Source organism: Streptococcus sp. 27098_8_82 (assembly GCF_041431615.1).
In the GTDB taxonomy this organism is placed as follows: Bacteria; Bacillota; Bacilli; order Lactobacillales; family Streptococcaceae; genus Streptococcus; species Streptococcus sanguinis_K.
This window is the reverse complement of record NZ_JAPVYB010000009.1, coordinates 60,785-78,539: the sequence shown is the minus strand read 5'-3', so window position 1 is coordinate 78,539 and position 17,755 is coordinate 60,785. Positions and strand designations below refer to the sequence as shown.

Sequence of the window (17,755 nt, the reverse complement as noted above, 5' to 3'; positions counted from 1 at the left end):
TCCGCATCGACGAGTGCATCAGTTTCAGCAAGCACGTCCGCATCGACGAGTGCATCAGTAAGCGCAAGCACGTCTGCTTCAACCAGTGCGTCGGTATCCGCAAGTACGTCCGCTTCAACGAGCGCCTCAGTGAGTGCTAGCACGTCCGCCTCAACGAGTGCATCAGTAAGTGCAAGTACGTCCGCTTCAACGAGCGCCTCAGTGAGTGCTAGCACGTCCGCCTCAACGAGTGCTTCAGTAAGCGCAAGCACCTCAGCGTCCACGAGCGCGTCAGTATCTGCAAGTACATCTGCATCCACGAGTGCATCGGTATCTGCAAGTACGTCCGCCTCAACGAGTGCGTCAGTGAGCGCAAGTACGTCTGCTTCAACGAGCGCATCCGTAAGTGCAAGCACGTCAGCTTCAACTAGTTCATCTGCGAAAGCGAGTGAATCAGCGTCAATCAGTGCATCAGTATCAGCAAGTACATCCGCTTCCACGAGTGCGTCCGTATCAGCAAGTATGTCTGCTTCCACGAGTGCGTCCGTAAGCGCAAGTACGTCCGCCTCAACGAGTGCATCTGTATCAGCAAGCACATCTGCATCGACCAGTGCTTCAGTGAGCGCCAGCACGTCCGCCTCAACGAGTGCATCTGTATCAGCCAGCACGTCTGCATCGACAAGTGCATCAGTGAGTGCAAGTACGTCCGCGTCTACAAGTGCGTCAGTGAGCGCCAGCACGTCCGCCTCAACGAGTGCATCTGTATCAGCCAGCACGTCTGCATTGACAAGTGCATCAGTGAGTGCAAGTACGTCCGCGTCTACAAGTGCGTCAGTGAGCGCAAGCAAGTCTGCCTCCACGAGCGCTTCAGTATCCGCAAGTATGTCCGCATCAACCAGTGCATCAGTATCAGCAAGTACATCCGCATCAACCAGTGCATCCGCTTCAACGAGCGAATCCACTTCAGTAAGTGCATCTGCTTTAGCGTTGGCAAGTATATCTGCTTCAGTAAGTGCCTCAGAATCTGCCAGCACTTCGGCTAGTCTGTCTGGTTCAGAAAGTGCTTCGATTAGTGATTCTCAGTCAATCAGTGAGTCTACCTCAGTAAGCACCAGCACATCAGTCTTGCATAGTCAGCTGGATCTGGTTCATGAGAAGGAATTCTACTCACTCAGCCTTTCTACTAGCGAGTCACTGTCAGCAGCAGTCAGTCTCAGCGAGCTTGCTCGTGTCAGTCAGTCTGTATCGGAAAGCCTGTCTACGAGCCTATCCGCTAGTCAGAGCACATCTGAAAGTCTGTCCGCTTCAGCAAGACAGTCTGAGCTGGATCTGATTTCCAGAGGTCGTCTGCCACAGACAGGGGAAACGGAGAGCAAGGCTTCCATCCTGGCTTTAGGCTTAGGAGCATTGGGCTTGGCCTTCAAGAGACGTAAAAAGAAAAGCGACTCTGAGGAGTAGCAGTAAATAGAGCCAATCAGTTTATCTTTGTAGTCCGTCAAAAGTTCACTAAGTTAGTGAGCTGTGGAAGTGATGGGCAGAGCAAGTTGTAAAGGAAATAACTTGATAATTTCTGGTGCTTGCTTCCTAAAATCCTAGATTAGGAATTAGTAAAAGAAACCGAGAGGCAATAGAAACAGGAAGTTTTGACAACTTCCTGTTTTTTTGACAATTTAGTAGAAAAAAGTGTTCTTTATTCTGCAGGAAAGTCCTTGAGAATATAGATTTTTTGGACAATATTTTATATAATATCAAGTATAGAAATGATGTTTTAGAGTTTATGAAATGAAAGAGTAAGGGAAAAAATGAAAACGATTGTTTTGGTTGGTGATCAGGCCTATCAGGAGCAAGTTTCGACTGCAATTAAGTCGATTTTATATTACAATAAAAATGTAAAAATCTATGTTTTCAATCAGGGATTAAGCGACGAATGGTTTCGTGATTTTAATGAGCTGGCTGAGCAGCTGGATAGTGAGTTGGTCAATATCTGCTTGGAGCAAGTGACTATCAGTCCAGAGTGGCTGACTCAGGACCATATCAGCTCAGCAGCATATGCTCGCTATTTCATTCCGCAGTTTGTGGCAGAGGAGCGCGTCCTTTATCTGGACAGTGATCTGGTGGTCAATAGAGATTTGCAACCTTTATTTGATATTCCTCTGGAAGGTAAGCTTGTGGCAGCGGTTGGAGATGCCGGCGGTTATGGCTTTAACTCTGGCGTTCTGCTAATTGATAATCGAGCTTGGAAAGAAAGGCAGCTGCAGGAGATCTTTATCAAGGAAACGGACCGCATCATGGGCTTGGTTCAGTCTGGCCAGATGGAGGATTTTAACGGCGATCAGACGGTTTTAAATCATGTGCTGGCTCAGGACTGGCTGCCCTTGGATAAGATTTACAATCTTCAGGTAGGCCATGACTTGGTGGCCTTTTACAGTGGCTGGAATGGCCATTTTGAGCTGGATCAGGAACCTCTGATTATCCACTATACGACCTTTCGCAAGCCTTGGAACTCGGAAGTTAGCTATCGCTACCGTCAGCTTTGGTGGGACTTTCAGGCCTTGAGCTTGGCGGAGATTTCAGCCCATCATCGGGGAGAGTTTGAGCTGCCGGACCGTTGGGAGCAGGCCGCTCTGAACTGCATGCTCCTGACAGATGTGCAAGAGTTAGAGCAGATTGAGTTTTTAGCCCAGTCCTTGCCTAGCGTTCATTTTTATATAGCCTGTTACACAGATATGGGAGATTATCTGCGTTCTTTGGATCGCTATGAAAATATCCATCTCTATCCACAGGTTATCCATGCAGTGCTGGATGAGCTCATTGATAAGTGCCAGGTCTATTTGGATATTCACCATGGGAACGAGTACTATGAACTGAGCAGCCGTTTCAAGGCACTTGACAAGCCAGTTCTGGCTTTTGACAATACTAAGAAAAATGAAAAGGAAGAACTGGTCTATCCCCATGAGCACCCTCAGGAGATGGTGAGAAAGCTGCGCAGTCTGATGAAAAAAGAGAAGCCGCAAGCCTTTCGGGCTGTGGTGCTGGCGGCTAATGCTGCCTATAGTGAGCAGGTCTTAACCACCATTAAGTCCATCGTCTGCCACAATCGCTTTATCAAGTTTTATGTCATCAATAGTGACTTTCCGACAGAGTGGTTTGTCAGCATGCGGAAAAAGCTGGCCAAGCTGAACTGCCAGATTGTCAATGCTCGGGTGGATGGCAGTCATATTAGTCAATACAAGACAAATATCCATTATTCAGTTTTTTTGAGATATTTTACGGCTACTTTTGTAGAGGAAGATAAAGCTCTTTATTTGGACTGCGATATTGTAGTAACACGTGATTTATCGGAAATTTTTGCAGTCGATTTAGGTTCCTATCCGCTTGGAGCGGTAAGAGATCTGGGTGGAGAAGTATACTTTGGCGAGCAGATTTTTAATTCAGGTGTTTTACTAATTAATGTGAACTACTGGAGAGAAAACGATATTGCGGGTCAATTGATTGAGATGACTGATAACTTACATGATAAAGTCAGTCAGGATGACCAAAGCATTCTCAATATGCTCTTTGAAAACCGCTGGATGGAGCTGCCTTTTGCTTATAACTGTATTACGCTGCACACGACCTTTTCGGACTATGAGCCAGAAAAAGGTCTCTATCCGCCGGTGATTCACTATCTGACCGAGCGCAAGCCTTGGAAAGAGTATACCCAGTCCATCTATCGTGAGGTCTGGTGGTTCTATCAGGGACTGGATTGGTCGGATATGCAGGAGCCAGTCGGAGCCCTGACTCAAAAGATGGTGGAAGGTGAAGATGGCTCAAGCCTGTCCTGCCTGGTCTACACCTACTCTTGTGACCTGATGCATATCAACTATCTGATTCAAGCCCTGCCTGTCTGTCATTTCTACATCGCTGCACCGGTAGTGGTAGCAGAGCCAATCACGCGTCTGCTCCAGTATCCTAATGTCAGCGTCAGTTCAGATATAGCGGGCATTCCGGCTCTCTTGGAGTCGCTGGAAGCCAAGTCTCAGCTGCTGCTGGATATCAATGCTGGTGATGAGGTCGGGGATATTATTGCCCGCTTTAAGTCTGCTGGCAAGCCGGTCTTTGCCTTTGATAGTACAGTCCATGGCCAGCAGGGGCAGGAAGTCTTTCCAGCTGATAACCCTGAAGTCATGGTGCAGGCTATTGAGAAGCTGGGCTTAGCCGAGCCTGAGGAGCGGCAGATTTCTGTGCTCTCTATCGACCAGTCGCTGGATTATCTCTTGGAGAAAGGTGCTTCCGTGGTTCGTTTTGGAGATGGGGAGATGGATTTGGTTGCGGGGCGTAGTATCGTCTATCAGGACTTTGATCCAGAACTGTCAGCGCGCTTGAGAGAGATTATGTCTATGGAAAGCGATGAGCATTTGATGATCTGTCTGCCCGATGTCTTTACAGGGCTAGAGCGCTATTCCATCGATGCCCAGAATTTCTGGAGTCTAAATCATTTGCCACATTTTCTTGAGAAATATAAAAATATTTGCCGAGCACCTTGGTATGGATCGACCTTTATTTCCCGTCCTTATATTGACTTGGAAGATAAGACGCCGTCTGCGGGCTATTTTGCAAAGCTCAAGCAGCTATGGAAGGACAAGGACCTCTTGATCGTAGAGGGCTTGACTTCTCGCTCTGGTGTGGGCAATGACCTCTTTGATGGGGCTAAATCCATCAAGCGGATTATCTGTCCTTCGCGCAATGCTTACAGCAAGCTGGAGGCGATTAAGCAGGCTGTTCGAGAGCATGCGGATAATCGTCTGATTTTGACCATGCTGGGTCCGACGGCCAAGGTCTTGGTCTATGATCTGGTTCAGGAAGGTTATCGAGCGCTGGATATTGGGCATATTGACTCAGAGTATGAATGGTTCCAGATGGGAGCTAGCCACAAGGTCAAGCTGTCGCACAAGCATACGGCTGAGCACAACTTTGATCAGGATATTGAGTTTAGGGATGACCAGGCTTATGACAGTCAGATTGTTGCCAATCTGGCTCAGGAATGAAGATTAGAAAAAGAATATGAAAGTTAATATTACCAATCTATACGGTATGTCTGGCCAGAGTACGGCTTTGATTGCCCAGAATGATGTGACCAAGCTAGCCAAGCAGCTGGGCTTCAATGAACTGAGTTTTTATTTTTACGATATTTACAGCGATAGCCAGTCGGAGCTCAGTCGTCGTCTGGACGGTATCATGGCTAGTGTGGGCTATGGCGATGTGGTTATCTATCAATCGCCGACTTGGAACGGTCGGGAGTTTGACCAGGCCTTTATCAGCAAGCTCAAGATTTTGCAGGCCAAGTTGATTACCTTTATCCATGATGTACCGCCGCTGATGTTCCCGTCAAACTACTATCTGATGCCGGAGTATATCGATATGTACAATCAGTCAGATGCGGTCATCGTGCCTTCTGAGCAGATGCGGGATAAGCTAGTGGCAGAGGGGCTGACGGTGGACAAGATTTTGGTCCAACGCATGTGGGATCATCCCTATGATTTGCCCCTGCACCAGCCTCAGTTTGCACCTAAGCTGTATTTTGCCGGAAGTGTGGAGCGTTTTCCACATCTGATTAATTGGTCTTATGCTACGCCGCTGGAGATTTTTTCGCCTGAGGAAGAGTTAAATCCAGAGGCCAATGTCAGCTATCGCGGCTGGGTCAGCCGGCCAGAGTTGCTCTTGGAGCTGTCCAAGGGCGGTCTGGGGCTGGTCTGGGGTGTTGAGGAAAATCCAGCAGACGAGCCGGAATACTACGGTCTCAATATCTCTCATAAGTCTGCCACCTATCTGGCAGCTGGGATTCCGGTCATCGTCCCTTCTTACCTGTCCAATGCAGAGCTGATTCGCGAGCGCGGTCTGGGCTTTGTAGTAGACAGTCTGGAAGAGGCCAGTCGGATCGTTGAAAATCTGACTGCAGAGGAATATCAGGCTATGGTCGAGCGGGTTAGAAAGTTCTCTTTCCTGCTCAAGGAAGGTTATTTTAGCAAGAAAGTCTTAGTAGATGCGGTGATGGAAGTCTTATCTTAGAGCCTTTCCAGCCATCGTCATGAGGAGTCAGTGTGAAGTCATTTTTTAAACCGGTCATTATCAAGAAGTTTCTGTGGACCTTATTTTTCTTATTTATCTATGTCTTGGGAACCAAGCTGACCCTGCCTTTCATCGATATGAGTAAGGCAGCTGCCATGGACGGAACCTCTACGACCTTGAACTATGCGACAGCCCTGATGGGGGGAAATCTACGCAGTATGTCGCTCTTTTCTGTCGGCCTGTCTCCTTGGATGTCCTCTATGCTGATCTGGCAGATGTTTGCTGTGTCCAAGCGCCTAGGCTTGAGTAAGCTCCCTCTGGAAGTGCAGGAAAGGCGGCGGATGCTGCTGACTTTGGTCATTGCCTTGATACAGTCTGTGGCACTGGTCCTAAACCTGCCACTGCAAGAAGCAGGTGGGGTGGATATGATTACGATTATCGTCTTAGATACCTTGGTCTTGATGGCTGGGACTTACTTTCTCATCTGGCTGACGGATTTGAATGCTGCCATGGGATTGGGTGGCTCCATCATGATTGTCATGGCCAGCATGATTGCCTACATTCCGCAGGATATTTGGAACTCCATTAAGGAGCTGAATATTTCTTCACTTTGGCTGGCCTTTCTGCTGGTTTTCAGCCTTGTCTTTCTCTATCTGGCTGTGACAGTCGAGCGCTCCAAGTACCGAATTCCAGTCAATAAGATCAATATCCATAATCGATTTAAGAAATACTCTTATCTGGATATCCGTCTTAATCCTGCTGGTGGGATGCCGATTATGTACGCTATGACCTTGGTCAGCATTCCCCAGTATTTCCTTTTGATTATCCACTTTCTTCAGCCGAACAATCAGCTGATTGAGCAGTGGATAGAAGCGCTGTCTATGGGAAGTCCAGCTTGGTTTATTCTCTATCTGTTGACTATTTTCATTCTGGCACTGGCCTTCGCCTTTATCAATATCAGTGGCGACCAGATTGCTGAGCGGATGCAAAAGAGTGGAGAGTATATTGAAAATGTTTATCCGGGAGGAGCAACCCGTCGCTATATCAATGGTTTGGTGACTTATTTTGCACTAGTGGGGGCTTTCTATCTTATCCTGATTTCTGGCCTGCCTATGTTGGTGGTGCTTCTGGACATTCGCTATCTGCGGCTCAGTATGATTCCGGGGATTTTTATGATTTTTATCGGGATGGTCTTTTCTATTAAGGACGAGGTGGATGCCTTGACGCTTAATGACCGTTATCGTTCATTGTTGTAGGAGAAACTATGTATTACTTTATTCCTTCATGGAGTGGCAGTGGGGATCGGGTTTGGCACCGGGATATTGTCCCTTGGTACCGCTCCATGCAGCGACTGGAGTTTGATGACTCGATTCATCAGATTCGGATTTTTCAAAGTGAAAATTTGCCAGTCCAGCTGCTTTTGCCAGCCTATATGCCGCATGCCCGTTACCTCTTGCATCGGCAGGATATTTTTGAGACGGACTATTACTCGGTCTTTGATGAGATTCAGGGAATCCAGTCTAAAGAAATGCAAGTACTGCAAATCAAGGATCTGGACTGGGAACCAGACTGTGAGTTTGTCTATACGCCCTTTCTAATCATGGTCCGCAGGCAGGGACAGCTCTATGCCCATGTCGAGTTTGGAGTAGAAGGCTTTATCAGCTTCATCAAGTTTTTCAAGGATGACCAGCTGGACAAGTTTTATATCTTTGATGACCGGGGCTTTGTCTCCAGTATCACCTATTATGAAGATGGTCAGCCCCTTTATCAGGACTACCTGCAGCCGGATGGTGACTGGCGGATTCGTGAGCATCTCAAGCCTGACGACAGTCGGATAGAGGTCAATCCTGCTTACTTACTGGACTTTGATAAGCTGGAGTATGAGCGGATGCCGGACTTGATCTTGGAGAAATTGGGCCACTATATCGAGCGCAATGCAGGAGAGGACAGCCGGTTTGTCCTAGCAGCGCATCCCTTATACACTCAAGCCATTTTGCGCTTATTGCCCAAGAATGTTCAAATCATTCTCAGCTTTTTCCACGAGCGCAATCATACAGTGGATTGGCCAGTTTTAGGAGCAGATTTACAGCAGGCGGATTTAGTCTTGACTGATCGTATGGACTTCAAGAAGGTTATTCAGCGTTACCTGCCTGGGCAGGCTCAGAAGGTGCATTACCTGTCGCCTTTTGATACCCGTCTGCAGCTGGGCAAGAGCCAACGCCGCCGCGAATCCAAGATTTTTTATCAGATTAATCTGGAAGAGGGGCTTAATGACTATGCCGTTTTCAAGGTTCTCCACTATGTGGCCAAGCATCCGGATACGGAGCTGACTATCGGTGTTTACAATGCTTGGCAGGAAGGAATCCAAAAGGTGGAGACCAAGGTGCAGGAGGTTATTGATGAGTATCTGAATCGCTATGAATTTGTCAAGAACTACCGCCGCAGTGAGCAGGCTGAGAATGCCCTGCTGGAAAATCAGGAGCAGGATCTCCGTTTCACCATTAAGAATATCACGGACGAGCTCAGCTTGATTCAGGAGCTGGATGATACACGGTTAATCATTGACCTGAGTGAGCAGCCCAATCTCTATACACAGATTGCTGGGATTTCTGCTGGGATTCCGCAGATCAATCTGGTGGGCTCAGACTATGTGACCCATCTGCAAAATGGCTACATCTTGGACTCTATCTCTGATCTGCCGACTGCTGCAGACTATTACTTGGAAGGTTTGAAAAATTGGAACCAGGCCCTGATTTATTCCATTGAAAAAATCCATCATAATACTGGTCTGGAGCTGATTGGCCGGTGGGAGCAGTGGCTCAAGGAGGCTGAGAATGCAAAATAAGCTGAAAATCTTACAGATTGGATCAAGCGACTGGAGCAAGGAGCTTGCCATTCCAGACAATATGGCCTGGTATTATTTCTTTCCTAACTCCAATCTAGCCATCAAAAAGGTCATGGAAATGGATAAGATTGTCAAGTTTGATGCGATTCTGGTGGACGACCTGCGTCGGATTCCAGATTTGTTTATGATTGAGTCCAAGATTATTCCTTATACAGTTTTCTATGATCAGGAACAGGAAACCCAGGAAGCGGATATTGAGTACTTCCTTAAGCGTCACTGTGCTCAGCCAACGGATATGAGCGATCGAGCTGACCTGCTCCGCAAGCTGTCCAAGGCTCTCTTTTCCGGCCAGTATGGCGATAAGATGACCCCGCTTGATATGGTGGTCAGTCCCGGATTTCGGGGCAAGATTTGCTACAATGGCTATGAAAATCTGGAGCTGGAAGGTGACTTTGGTCAGGACTTTCAGCCAATCCTGTCTTGGAAATACAATATTATTGCCAATAAGTTCAATCCAGTTGAACTCTGGCTTGAATATGAAAAGTCCGGCAGCTGTGAGCTGCGGCTGCGCCTCTATAATATCCAGGAAGGCTCGACTGCAGATATTGCTCGCGAGACTATTTTCACAGAAGAGGACATGCGGGAATCCATGGTTCTGGACAATGACTTTACTTCCTATCTGGGTGTCAGTCTGGAGGCTAGAGGCGAGGGGCGGATTCAGGTCGGGGCTCTGCATCAGCGCTTAACTCGCTATGAGTTTGGCAAGTATGTTCTGGGTGGGAAGATTTTTCGCGATAGCCACCGTCAGGAGATTAATTACTTCTTTTATCCGGGAGATTTGAAGCCGCCTTTGGCTGTTTATTTTTCTGGTTACCGTCGGGCGGAAGGCTTCGAGGGCTTCGGAATGATGCGGAGTCTGGGCTGTCCTTTTCTCTTGTTTTCAGATCCGCGCGTGGATGGCGGTATGTTCTATCTGGGCAGTCAGGAGCTAGAGAGCGGTATTCATAAGATTATCCAAGAGCATCTGGACTATCTGGGCTTTACCGAGCGGGATCTAATCCTGTCGGGGATGTCTATGGGGACCTACGGTGCGGTTTATTACGGATCAGAGTTTCGTCCGCGAGCTATTGTTTTGTCCAAGCCCTTGGGAAATCTAGGCACTATTGCCCAACGTGGTCGCTTACGCCTGCCTAAGGTCTTTCCAACAGCTTTCGACGTCCTTCATCTCCACACAGGTGGCAAAGATCAGGAACACGTAGAGGAGCTGAATCATCGCTACTGGCGCAAAGTTGAGAAGGCTGATTTCAGCCGGACGACCTTTGGTATCGCCTATATGAAGGAAGAAGACTATGATCCGACGGCCTATGAGGACTTAGTAGCGGCTCTTCATCTGACCGAGGCCAAGCTGATCAGCAGAGGTGTTCCGGGACGTCATAATGACGATATCAGCGTATCTGTATCTTGGTTTATAAATTATTATCGAATGATATTGGAAAAGGAATTTGGGAGAAAGAAATGAACATTCAAAAAAGAAAGGGCATTTACTGGGGAGAGCTGAGAGGGGTTTCGGCAGCCGGTAAAATGACTGACTTTACCTATCTCTATGGCACTACCCTTATTATTCATTCCCCTTCACATATATTTTTTGAAAATAAACTGATGGCATCCGGCCAGACCATCCATGAATGGTCTTCCAAATGGAACTATCAGCGAGACCGGCAGGTGCCTGCTCTCCCCTTGCTCAAAAAGGGAGCTCGCTATTGCCTGTCTAGAGATATGACCACCTATCCTGAATCCAGCGTCTTTCTGAAAATCATCTTTTTTGACCGTTATGAGAAAGAAATCAGCAATCAAGTGGAGCGCTCGGAGAGTATGATCTTTACCTACCCAAACGAAGCCTATAGCTATAAGGTTCAGCTGCTGAGTGCAGGAGTTGAGTCCTTAGAGTTTCATTGCCTAAACATTGACCAAATCATAGAGGAGTCTGATGATTAAAAATCATTTTCAAATTCAGCGCTTAAAGAAAATCTTAGCCAAAGTCAAGAGCTTTGAGTCAGAAATAGCCGGCTTGTCAGACGCTGACCTGCGAAAGAAAACCCAGGAATTTAAGGAGAGATTGGCCGCAGGTGAGACTTTAGACGACTTACTGCCGGAGGCTTATGCTGTGGTGCGGGAAGCGGACAAGCGGGTGCTGGGCATGTTCCCCTACGATGTTCAGGTTATGGGTGCGATTGTTCTCCATGAAGGCAATGTCGCTGAGATGGCTACAGGCGAGGGTAAGACCCTGACGGCTACCATGCCGCTCTATCTCAATGCCCTGTCTGGTCAAGGAGCTATGCTGGTGACTACCAATACCTATCTGGCTCTGCGGGACGCTCAGGAAATGGGGCAGGTCTATCGTTTTCTGGGGCTGACTATTGAGGCAGCGGTAGTAGCTGATGAGACTGAAAATTTGACGCCCAAGCAGAAGCGGCTGATTTACCAGGCGGATATTGTCTATACGACCAATAGTGCCTTGGGCTTTGACTATCTGATTGAAAATCTAGCAGAGAATAAGGATAGCCAATACCTTAGCCCTTTCAACTATGTCATCATAGATGAGATTGATTCCATCCTCTTGGATAGCGCTCAGGTGCCTTTGGTTATCTCTGGTGCTCCTCGGGTTCAGTCAAACTTCTATGGTATCATGGATACTTTCATTACGACTTTGAAAGAAGAAGAGGATTACCACTACGATGACGAGAAGAATGAAGTCTGGCTGACATCAAAAGGTATTTTAGCGGCAGAGTCTTTTCTTGACTTGGATCATCTTTTTTCTAAGGAAAATCAAGAGTTGGTCCGCCATCTCAATCTAGCCTTGCGGGCCCACAAGCTTTACAAGAAAGATAAGGACTATGTAGTCCGGCAGGGCGACAAAGAGGCAGAAGTTGTGCTTCTGGATCGTTCAACCGGCCGTCTGCTGGAAATGACCCGGCTTCAGGGAGGGCAGCACCAGGCCATTGAGGCTAAGGAGCATGTCAAGCTGACAGAGGAAACGCGTGCCATGGCATCCATCACTTATCAGAATCTCTTCCGGCTCTTCCGGAAAATCTCTGGTATGACCGGGACCGGCAAGGTGGTGGAGAGCGAGTTTATGGAAACTTACTCCATGTCTGTCATCAAGATCCCGACCAACCAGCCAGTGATTCGGCAGGATTTACCAGACCAGCTTTACCAGACCCTGCCAGAAAAAGTCTTTGCTTCACTAGACGAGGTCAAGCACTACCATGCCCAAGGCAATCCGCTCTTGATTTTCACCGGCTCAGTGGAGATGTCAGAGATTTACTCATCCCTACTGCTGAGAGAAGGTATCGCCCATAACCTGCTCAATGCCAACAATGCGGCCCGTGAGGCGCAAATCATCGCTGAGTCTGGGCAGAAAGGTGCGGTGACGGTGGCTACATCCATGGCTGGCCGCGGGACGGATATAAAGTTGGGTCCAGGTGTCGCAGATTTAGGTGGTCTCGTAGTGATTGGTACCGAGCGGATGGAGAACCAGCGGATTGACCTACAGATTCGTGGTCGTTCAGGTCGTCAAGGTGATCCGGGGATTAGTAAGTTCTTCATCTCGCTAGAGGATGACCTGCTTAGGAAGTGGGGACCAGACTGGCTCAAGAAGTTCTATAAGGACTACTCAACTGAAGAAGTTCAGCAGCATCCAGTCCAGCTGGGAAAGCGCTGTTTCAGACGCTTAGTGGCTAAGGCCCAGAGAGCCAGCGAAAGCAACGCCAAGATGTCCCGTCGGATGACGTTGGAATATGCCCAGTGTATGAAGATTCAGCGGGAGATTACCTATGCTGAGCGCAATCGTCTGATTCAAGCTGAAGAGCGGATTGATGAAGAAATCAGCCGTGTCCTCAGTCAGGTCATTCATCAGGCGGCCTATGAGCAGTCCTATGAGACGCGAGCTGACCTCTATCGCTTTATTTTAGACCATTTCAGCTATCATGCTGAGCGCATTCCTTATGATTTCGATATTTATTCGCCAGAGAAAATTGCAGAGCTCTTGCAGGATATTGCCGAGCAGGAATTACAGGCAAAGAAAGCCTATCTCAAGTCTGACAAGCTCTTTACCCATTTTCAGCGAGTGTCCGTTCTCAAGGCTATTGATGAGAACTGGGTCGAGCAGGTGGACTATCTGCAGCAGCTCAAGACAGCCTTAAGCGGTCAGCATTTCTCTATGAAAAATCCTCTGGTAGAATATTATCAAGAGGCTTACGATGGCTTTGAATATATGAAGGAGCGCATGAAACAGCAGATTGTCAAGAATCTTTTGATGAGTGAATTGGCACTCAACCCTAAAGGAGAAGTCATCATGTACTTCCCGTAAGACGAGGAGAATATGACAGTATATAACATCAACTTAGGCATTGGCTGGGCCAGCAGCGGTGTGGAATACGCCCAAGCTTATCGGGCCCAGCTTCTGCGCAGAATCCAGCAGCCGGCTAAGTTTATCTTTATGGATATGATTTTAGCGGATAATATCCAGCATCTGACGGAAAATATTGGTTTTCTGGATGAGGAAGTTATCTGGCTTTATAATTACTTTACTGATATCAAGATTGCACCGACGACGGTGACGCTGGATCAGGTGCTGGCTCAAGTCGCAGGTCAGCCGGAGCGCTCGGAGAGAGAGGGCAAGATTGTCCGCTATTTCTATACGCAGGATGATCAGTTTATCACTTGCTATCTGCGACATGAAGACCAGGACTTTGTGGAGCATGTGGAGTATGTCTCGCGGGGGAGATTGATTCGCAAGGATTATTTCTCATATGTCCGCTATGCCAGTGAATACTTCGCACCCCACAATGACGCTGCAACCCTCTACCAGCGCCGTTTCTACAACGAAGACGGCAGTGTGGCTTATGACATGTTGATAGAGGATGGTCAAGAAGAGCTCTATCGTTTTCCAGATCGGATTTTCTATTCCAAGGCTGAGCTGGTTCGCTATTTTCTCCAATGTTTGCAGCTGCAGGCAGATGATGTAGTTATCTTGGATAGGGAGACTGGGATTGGTCAGGTTGTCTTTGAGGAGAGTCAGAAGGCTAAGCTAGGAGTAGTGGTCCATGCGGAGCATTTTAGTGAAAATGCCAGCAGTGACGACTACATTCTCTGGAATAATTTCTATGACTACCAGTTTACCAATGCTGACAAGGTGGATTTTTTCATCGTGGCAACAGAGGCTCAGAAAACGATTCTAGAGCAGCAGTTCCAGCATTACTCGGGCAAGCAGCCCAAGATTGTTACCATACCGGTGGGGAGTCTTGACCAGCTGACTTATCCCAAAGAGCCTCGCAAGCCTTTCTCTATGATTACGGCTTCGCGTCTCGCTACGGAAAAGCATATTGATTGGCTAGTGGCGGCAACTGTCCAAGCCCAAGCCCAGCTGCCTGAGCTGACTCTTGACATTTACGGTAAGGGGGGCGAAGAGGAGAAGCTGCGCCGCAGGATTGAGGAAGCAGGAGCTCAGGACTACATTCGGCTCAAAGGGCATGCGGATTTAAGTCAGATTTATGCAGGCTATGAGCTTTATCTGACGGCTTCAACCAGCGAAGGATTTGGTCTAACGCTCATGGAAGCAGTTGGCTCGGGTCTGCCTCTCATCGGCTTTGATGTCCGCTATGGTAATCAGACTTTTATCGATGATGGTAAAAATGGTTATCTGCTGCCGGTTAGTTCCAATCAGGTCGAGGACCAGATTATTGCTGCTTTTGTGGAGAAAATAGTAGCTCTCTTTAGCCAAGGACGCCAGCAGGAGATGAGCCAACACTCTTATCAAGTGGCCGAGAATTATTTGACCAGCCGGGTTGAAGCGGCTTGGTCCCAGCTTTTAAAGGAGGTCAGAGATGATTCAGCTCTTTGATTATTACAATCAGGAAACCCAGGATCTGCATGATTCCCTCCTTGCAGCTGGCTATGACTGTCCGACCATTGTCATTGAGGCCAATGGCTTTCTCCCGGACAATATGATTTCCCCCTATACTTATTTTTTAGGGGATGAAGAGGGAGTAGACCACCCGCTTTTTTTCAATCAAGTGCCAGTGCCCCCTTTCTGGGAAATCACAGGTGACCATCAGTCGGCGCGTGTCAGTGACATGGGAGAAGAAAGAGCACGGATTCACTATGCAAGTCAGGCCAAGGGTCGCTTGGTCAAACAGGTGGATTGGCTGGATAAAAAAGGCCAGCTGCGACTGAGTGAGCGCTATAATAAGCAAGGCCGCTGCTTTGCCAAAACAGCCTATAAATCAGGCCAGGAGGCTTTCAACACAACCTACTATAGCACAGACGGTCAGGAGCGCATCGTGGAAAATCATGCCACTGGTGACATCATCCTGACTCTGGACCAAGAGCCCTTGCGGATTTTTAAAAGCCGAGTAGATTTTATCCATTTCTTTTTAGAGCGGCTAGACTTTGACTTGGATCACATTCTCTTTAATTCGCTGGCTTATTCTTTCCTAGTTTCCCACAGCTTGACAGGCCGAGCTGGGCAGGATATTCTCTTTTGGCAGGAACCTCTGTATGATGAGCTTCCGGGCAATATGCAGCTGATTCTAGAAAATAGTCAGCTGCGGGCGCAGACCATTGTCATTCCAGATTTAGCAACTTATGAAAAGGCCAAGAGTCTGGCAGCGACTGACCAGCAGCAGAAGTTCCTGCATCTGGGCTATCATTATGACTTCAAGCGGGACAACTACCTACGAAAAGATGCCTTAATCTTGACCCATTCAGATCAGATTGAAGGCTTAGAGACCTTGGTTCAGTCCCTGCCACAGCTAGTCTTTCGCATTGCAGCACTTACGGAAATGTCACCTAAACTCTTGTCTATGCTGTCCTATAAAAATGTCGTCCTTTATCAAAATGCCAGTCTCAAGCAGATCGAGCAGCTCTACTTGGAATCGGACATTTATCTGGACATCAATCACGGAGGTCAGGTCCTGCAGGCAGTGCGCAAGGCTTTTGAGAACAATCTCTTGATTCTAGGCTTTGAGCAGACCCTGCATGACAGGCACTACATTGCCCAACAGCATATTTTCGACAGCAGCCAGCCAGCTCAACTGGCATCAACTTTGGAAGAAGCCTTATCTGGTGTTGAGCAGATGCGGTCAGCTTTGCAAGCTCAAGGTCGGCATGCCAACGATGTACCCGTCAGTCTTTATCAGGAGACTCTCCAAAGCTTGTTAGGAGGTCAATATGGCTAAAAAAGATTTATTTCATAAGGATATTGAGGGGCGGTTAGATGAGCTTAAGCATGGCAAGCCCAAGAAAGAAAAAACTAGCTTGGGTGAAAATCTCAACAAGGCCTTTGTCATCGCCTTGGGCTTGATGATCTTGATTGGCTTGATTTTTACATTGATTGGAGCCTTGAGGAAATAAAATGCAAACAATATTGATTACACTTACCATTGTAGCAGCCTTTGTCTTGATTTTGCTGGTTAGTCTTCTTCCCAGAGAAAACCAGCAATTTTACAGAGACACCAATACATCAATCGGCAAGTCAGGCTACTGGGAAACCCACCTCGCAAAGAAAATCCTAGTTCTTTTAGCAAGCCTTTCCCTGATTGTGCTCATGATTTTCTTTATGATTCAATCCCTCTAGCATCTGTTTAGGAAGTTACTCAGACGACTGCTAAATAAGAAAGACCCTCTATTGCAGACAATAGAGGGAATTTTTATAAGCAAATTTTGGATGTAAAGGTTTTAATTTCTGAAAGCACCTTGATATTTTTCTGAAAAGGAGTAAACTGGATATACAAGTGATGGAGGTTTGGTATGAAATTATACGTTCAGTTGATGATTATTTTTATGATTTCCCTCGTTGGAGAAGGAATTTCAAGTGTTTTCCACCTGCCAGTTCCGGGCAGTATCATAGGTTTAGTCTTGCTGTTTTTAGCTCTGCAGTTCAAGCTCCTGCGCCTGCGTCATATCAGCATGGTTGGCAATTTTCTCTTGGCAAATATGACCATTCTTTTTCTGCCTCCAGCAGTTGGTATCATGGATAAATTTCAGGTCATCGCGCCTTATCTGCTGCCGATTATTTTGATTATTTTAGGAGCAATTGTGCTTAATGTCTGCGTGATTGCAGTTGTGGTGCAGCTGATTAAGACTCGTTTTGAAGGAGATTATGAGGAAGGAGACGCCAGCAATGTCTGATTTATGGAGCAACCCTCTCTTTGGCCTTGCCTTGTCTATCTTGGCCTATCTGTTCGGCCTATTGATTTTTCGGAGATTTCCTCATCCCTTGACAACTCCTTTGCTGATTGCAGCAGTTTTGGTTATTGCTTTTTTGAAATTAACCGGTATTTCCTACAAGGATTACTATGTCGGCGGCTCCTATTTAAACAACCTAATTGTGCCATCTACGGTTGCTTTGGGGATTCCGCTTTACAAGACTTTTCATTTGATGAAGCACCATGCGCGCAGTATTTTGATTGGGACCTTTGCGGCGGTTGTAGTCAATACCAGCTTTACGGCTCTGCTGGCTAAGTTTTTCGGCATGGATTTCTTTCTGGCTGTTTCTCTTTTTCCGAAATCTGTCACAACGGCCATGGCTGTCGGCATCACAGACAAGCTGCAAGGTCTTGCTACAGTGACATTAGTGGTGGTTGTTGCGACGGGCATTCTGACCAGTGTCTTGGGGCCAACGCTTCTTAAGCTCTTAAAAATCACAGACCCAGTAGCTATCGGTCTAGCTTTAGGTGGAACTGGCCATGCGGTAGGAACGGGAACCGCCTTTAAATACGGACAGGTCGCCGGAGCTATGGCAGGACTTGCGATTGGCGTGACCGGCCTCATGTACGTTCTGGTCAGCCCCATCGTGGCAGCGATTATTCTGAAGTAAAAATA

At 47.4% G+C, this 17,755-nt stretch carries 13 protein-coding genes and 1 pseudogene; all 14 read left to right on the top strand.

All coding sequences use genetic code 11. The features are described 5' to 3' along the window. Window positions 1–1,437, top strand: a pseudogene (gene srpA, locus O3627_RS10840) (serine-rich repeat glycoprotein adhesin SrpA); the annotation flags it as partial. Between the two features lie 344 nt (window positions 1,438–1,781). Beyond that, window positions 1,782–5,006 carry an SP_1767 family glycosyltransferase gene (locus O3627_RS10835; RefSeq protein ID WP_295506861.1) on the top strand — a complete coding sequence of 1,075 codons (3,225 nt, stop codon included), beginning with the start codon at window positions 1,782–1,784 and terminating at the stop codon, window positions 5,004–5,006. Window positions 5,007–5,022: 16 nt separating this feature from the next. Continuing rightward, a complete protein-coding gene (locus O3627_RS10830) occupies window positions 5,023–6,027 on the top strand; it encodes a sugar transferase (RefSeq protein ID WP_101771199.1) in 1,005 nt (334 codons plus the stop codon). Between the two features lie 32 nt (window positions 6,028–6,059). Further along, window positions 6,060–7,283, top strand: coding sequence for an accessory Sec system protein translocase subunit SecY2 (gene secY2, locus O3627_RS10825; RefSeq protein WP_268686377.1), 1,224 nt, complete (start codon window positions 6,060–6,062; stop codon window positions 7,281–7,283). Between the two features lie 8 nt (window positions 7,284–7,291). Next, complete coding sequence (gene asp1, locus O3627_RS10820) at window positions 7,292–8,872, top strand: accessory Sec system protein Asp1 (RefSeq protein ID WP_268686378.1); 1,581 nt, start codon at window positions 7,292–7,294, stop codon at window positions 8,870–8,872. Further along, window positions 8,862–10,391 carry an accessory Sec system protein Asp2 gene (gene asp2 / locus O3627_RS10815; RefSeq protein WP_343091831.1) on the top strand — a complete coding sequence of 510 codons (1,530 nt, stop codon included), beginning with the start codon at window positions 8,862–8,864 and terminating at the stop codon, window positions 10,389–10,391. Before asp1 ends, asp2 begins: the two co-directional genes overlap by 11 nt. Next, a complete protein-coding gene (gene asp3 / locus O3627_RS10810) occupies window positions 10,388–10,867 on the top strand; it encodes an accessory Sec system protein Asp3 (RefSeq protein WP_002895934.1) in 480 nt (159 codons plus the stop codon). Before asp2 ends, asp3 begins: the two co-directional genes overlap by 4 nt. Continuing rightward, window positions 10,860–13,241, top strand: coding sequence for an accessory Sec system translocase SecA2 (gene secA2 / locus O3627_RS10805; protein ID WP_002917459.1), 2,382 nt, complete (start codon window positions 10,860–10,862; stop codon window positions 13,239–13,241). The genes asp3 and secA2 overlap by 8 nt, the downstream gene beginning before the upstream one ends. Before the next feature lie 12 nt (window positions 13,242–13,253). Further along, window positions 13,254–14,774 (top strand): accessory Sec system glycosyltransferase GtfA, encoded by a 1,521-nt coding sequence (gtfA, locus tag O3627_RS10800; RefSeq protein WP_002917458.1) that lies wholly within the window; start codon window positions 13,254–13,256, stop codon window positions 14,772–14,774. After that, window positions 14,758–16,110, top strand: a complete 1,353-nt coding sequence (gtfB, locus tag O3627_RS10795; RefSeq protein WP_002917457.1) for an accessory Sec system glycosylation chaperone GtfB — start codon at window positions 14,758–14,760, stop codon at window positions 16,108–16,110. Before gtfA ends, gtfB begins: the two co-directional genes overlap by 17 nt. Then, on the top strand, window positions 16,103–16,285 hold the full coding sequence (asp4, locus tag O3627_RS10790; protein WP_002917455.1) for an accessory secretory system protein Asp4: 183 nt from the start codon (window positions 16,103–16,105) through the stop codon (window positions 16,283–16,285). Before gtfB ends, asp4 begins: the two co-directional genes overlap by 8 nt. A gap of 1 nt (window position 16,286) precedes the next feature. After that, entirely contained in the window at window positions 16,287–16,508 is a 222-nt protein-coding gene (locus tag O3627_RS10785; RefSeq protein WP_002917454.1) for an accessory secretory protein Asp5, read from the top strand. Window positions 16,509–16,681: 173 nt separating this feature from the next. Continuing rightward, window positions 16,682–17,062, top strand: a complete 381-nt coding sequence (locus tag O3627_RS10780) for a CidA/LrgA family protein (protein ID WP_002917453.1) — start codon at window positions 16,682–16,684, stop codon at window positions 17,060–17,062. Beyond that, window positions 17,055–17,750, top strand: a complete 696-nt coding sequence (locus O3627_RS10775; protein ID WP_002897855.1) for an LrgB family protein — start codon at window positions 17,055–17,057, stop codon at window positions 17,748–17,750. The genes O3627_RS10780 and O3627_RS10775 overlap by 8 nt, the downstream gene beginning before the upstream one ends. The last annotated feature ends 5 nt before the right edge of the window (window positions 17,751–17,755 follow it).

Excerpts from the sequence above, each read along its gene's own strand:
- O3627_RS10775 (WP_002897855.1), top strand. The coding sequence starts at position 17,055 with ATGTCTGATTTATGGAGCAACCCTCTCTTTGGCCTTGCCTTGTCTATC.
- asp1 (WP_268686378.1), top strand. The coding sequence starts at position 7,292 with ATGTATTACTTTATTCCTTCATGGAGTGGCAGTGGGGATCGGGTTTGG.
- asp3 (WP_002895934.1), top strand. The coding sequence starts at position 10,388 with ATGAACATTCAAAAAAGAAAGGGCATTTACTGGGGAGAGCTGAGAGGG.
- gtfB (WP_002917457.1), top strand. The coding sequence starts at position 14,758 with ATGATTCAGCTCTTTGATTATTACAATCAGGAAACCCAGGATCTGCAT.
- O3627_RS10830 (WP_101771199.1), top strand. The coding sequence starts at position 5,023 with ATGAAAGTTAATATTACCAATCTATACGGTATGTCTGGCCAGAGTACG.
- secA2 (WP_002917459.1), top strand. The coding sequence starts at position 10,860 with ATGATTAAAAATCATTTTCAAATTCAGCGCTTAAAGAAAATCTTAGCC.
- gtfA (WP_002917458.1), top strand. The coding sequence starts at position 13,254 with ATGACAGTATATAACATCAACTTAGGCATTGGCTGGGCCAGCAGCGGT.
- asp2 (WP_343091831.1), top strand. The coding sequence starts at position 8,862 with ATGCAAAATAAGCTGAAAATCTTACAGATTGGATCAAGCGACTGGAGC.
- O3627_RS10835 (WP_295506861.1), top strand. The coding sequence starts at position 1,782 with ATGAAAACGATTGTTTTGGTTGGTGATCAGGCCTATCAGGAGCAAGTT.
- O3627_RS10785 (WP_002917454.1), top strand. The coding sequence starts at position 16,287 with ATGCAAACAATATTGATTACACTTACCATTGTAGCAGCCTTTGTCTTG.
- O3627_RS10780 (WP_002917453.1), top strand. The coding sequence starts at position 16,682 with ATGAAATTATACGTTCAGTTGATGATTATTTTTATGATTTCCCTCGTT.
- asp4 (WP_002917455.1), top strand. The coding sequence starts at position 16,103 with ATGGCTAAAAAAGATTTATTTCATAAGGATATTGAGGGGCGGTTAGAT.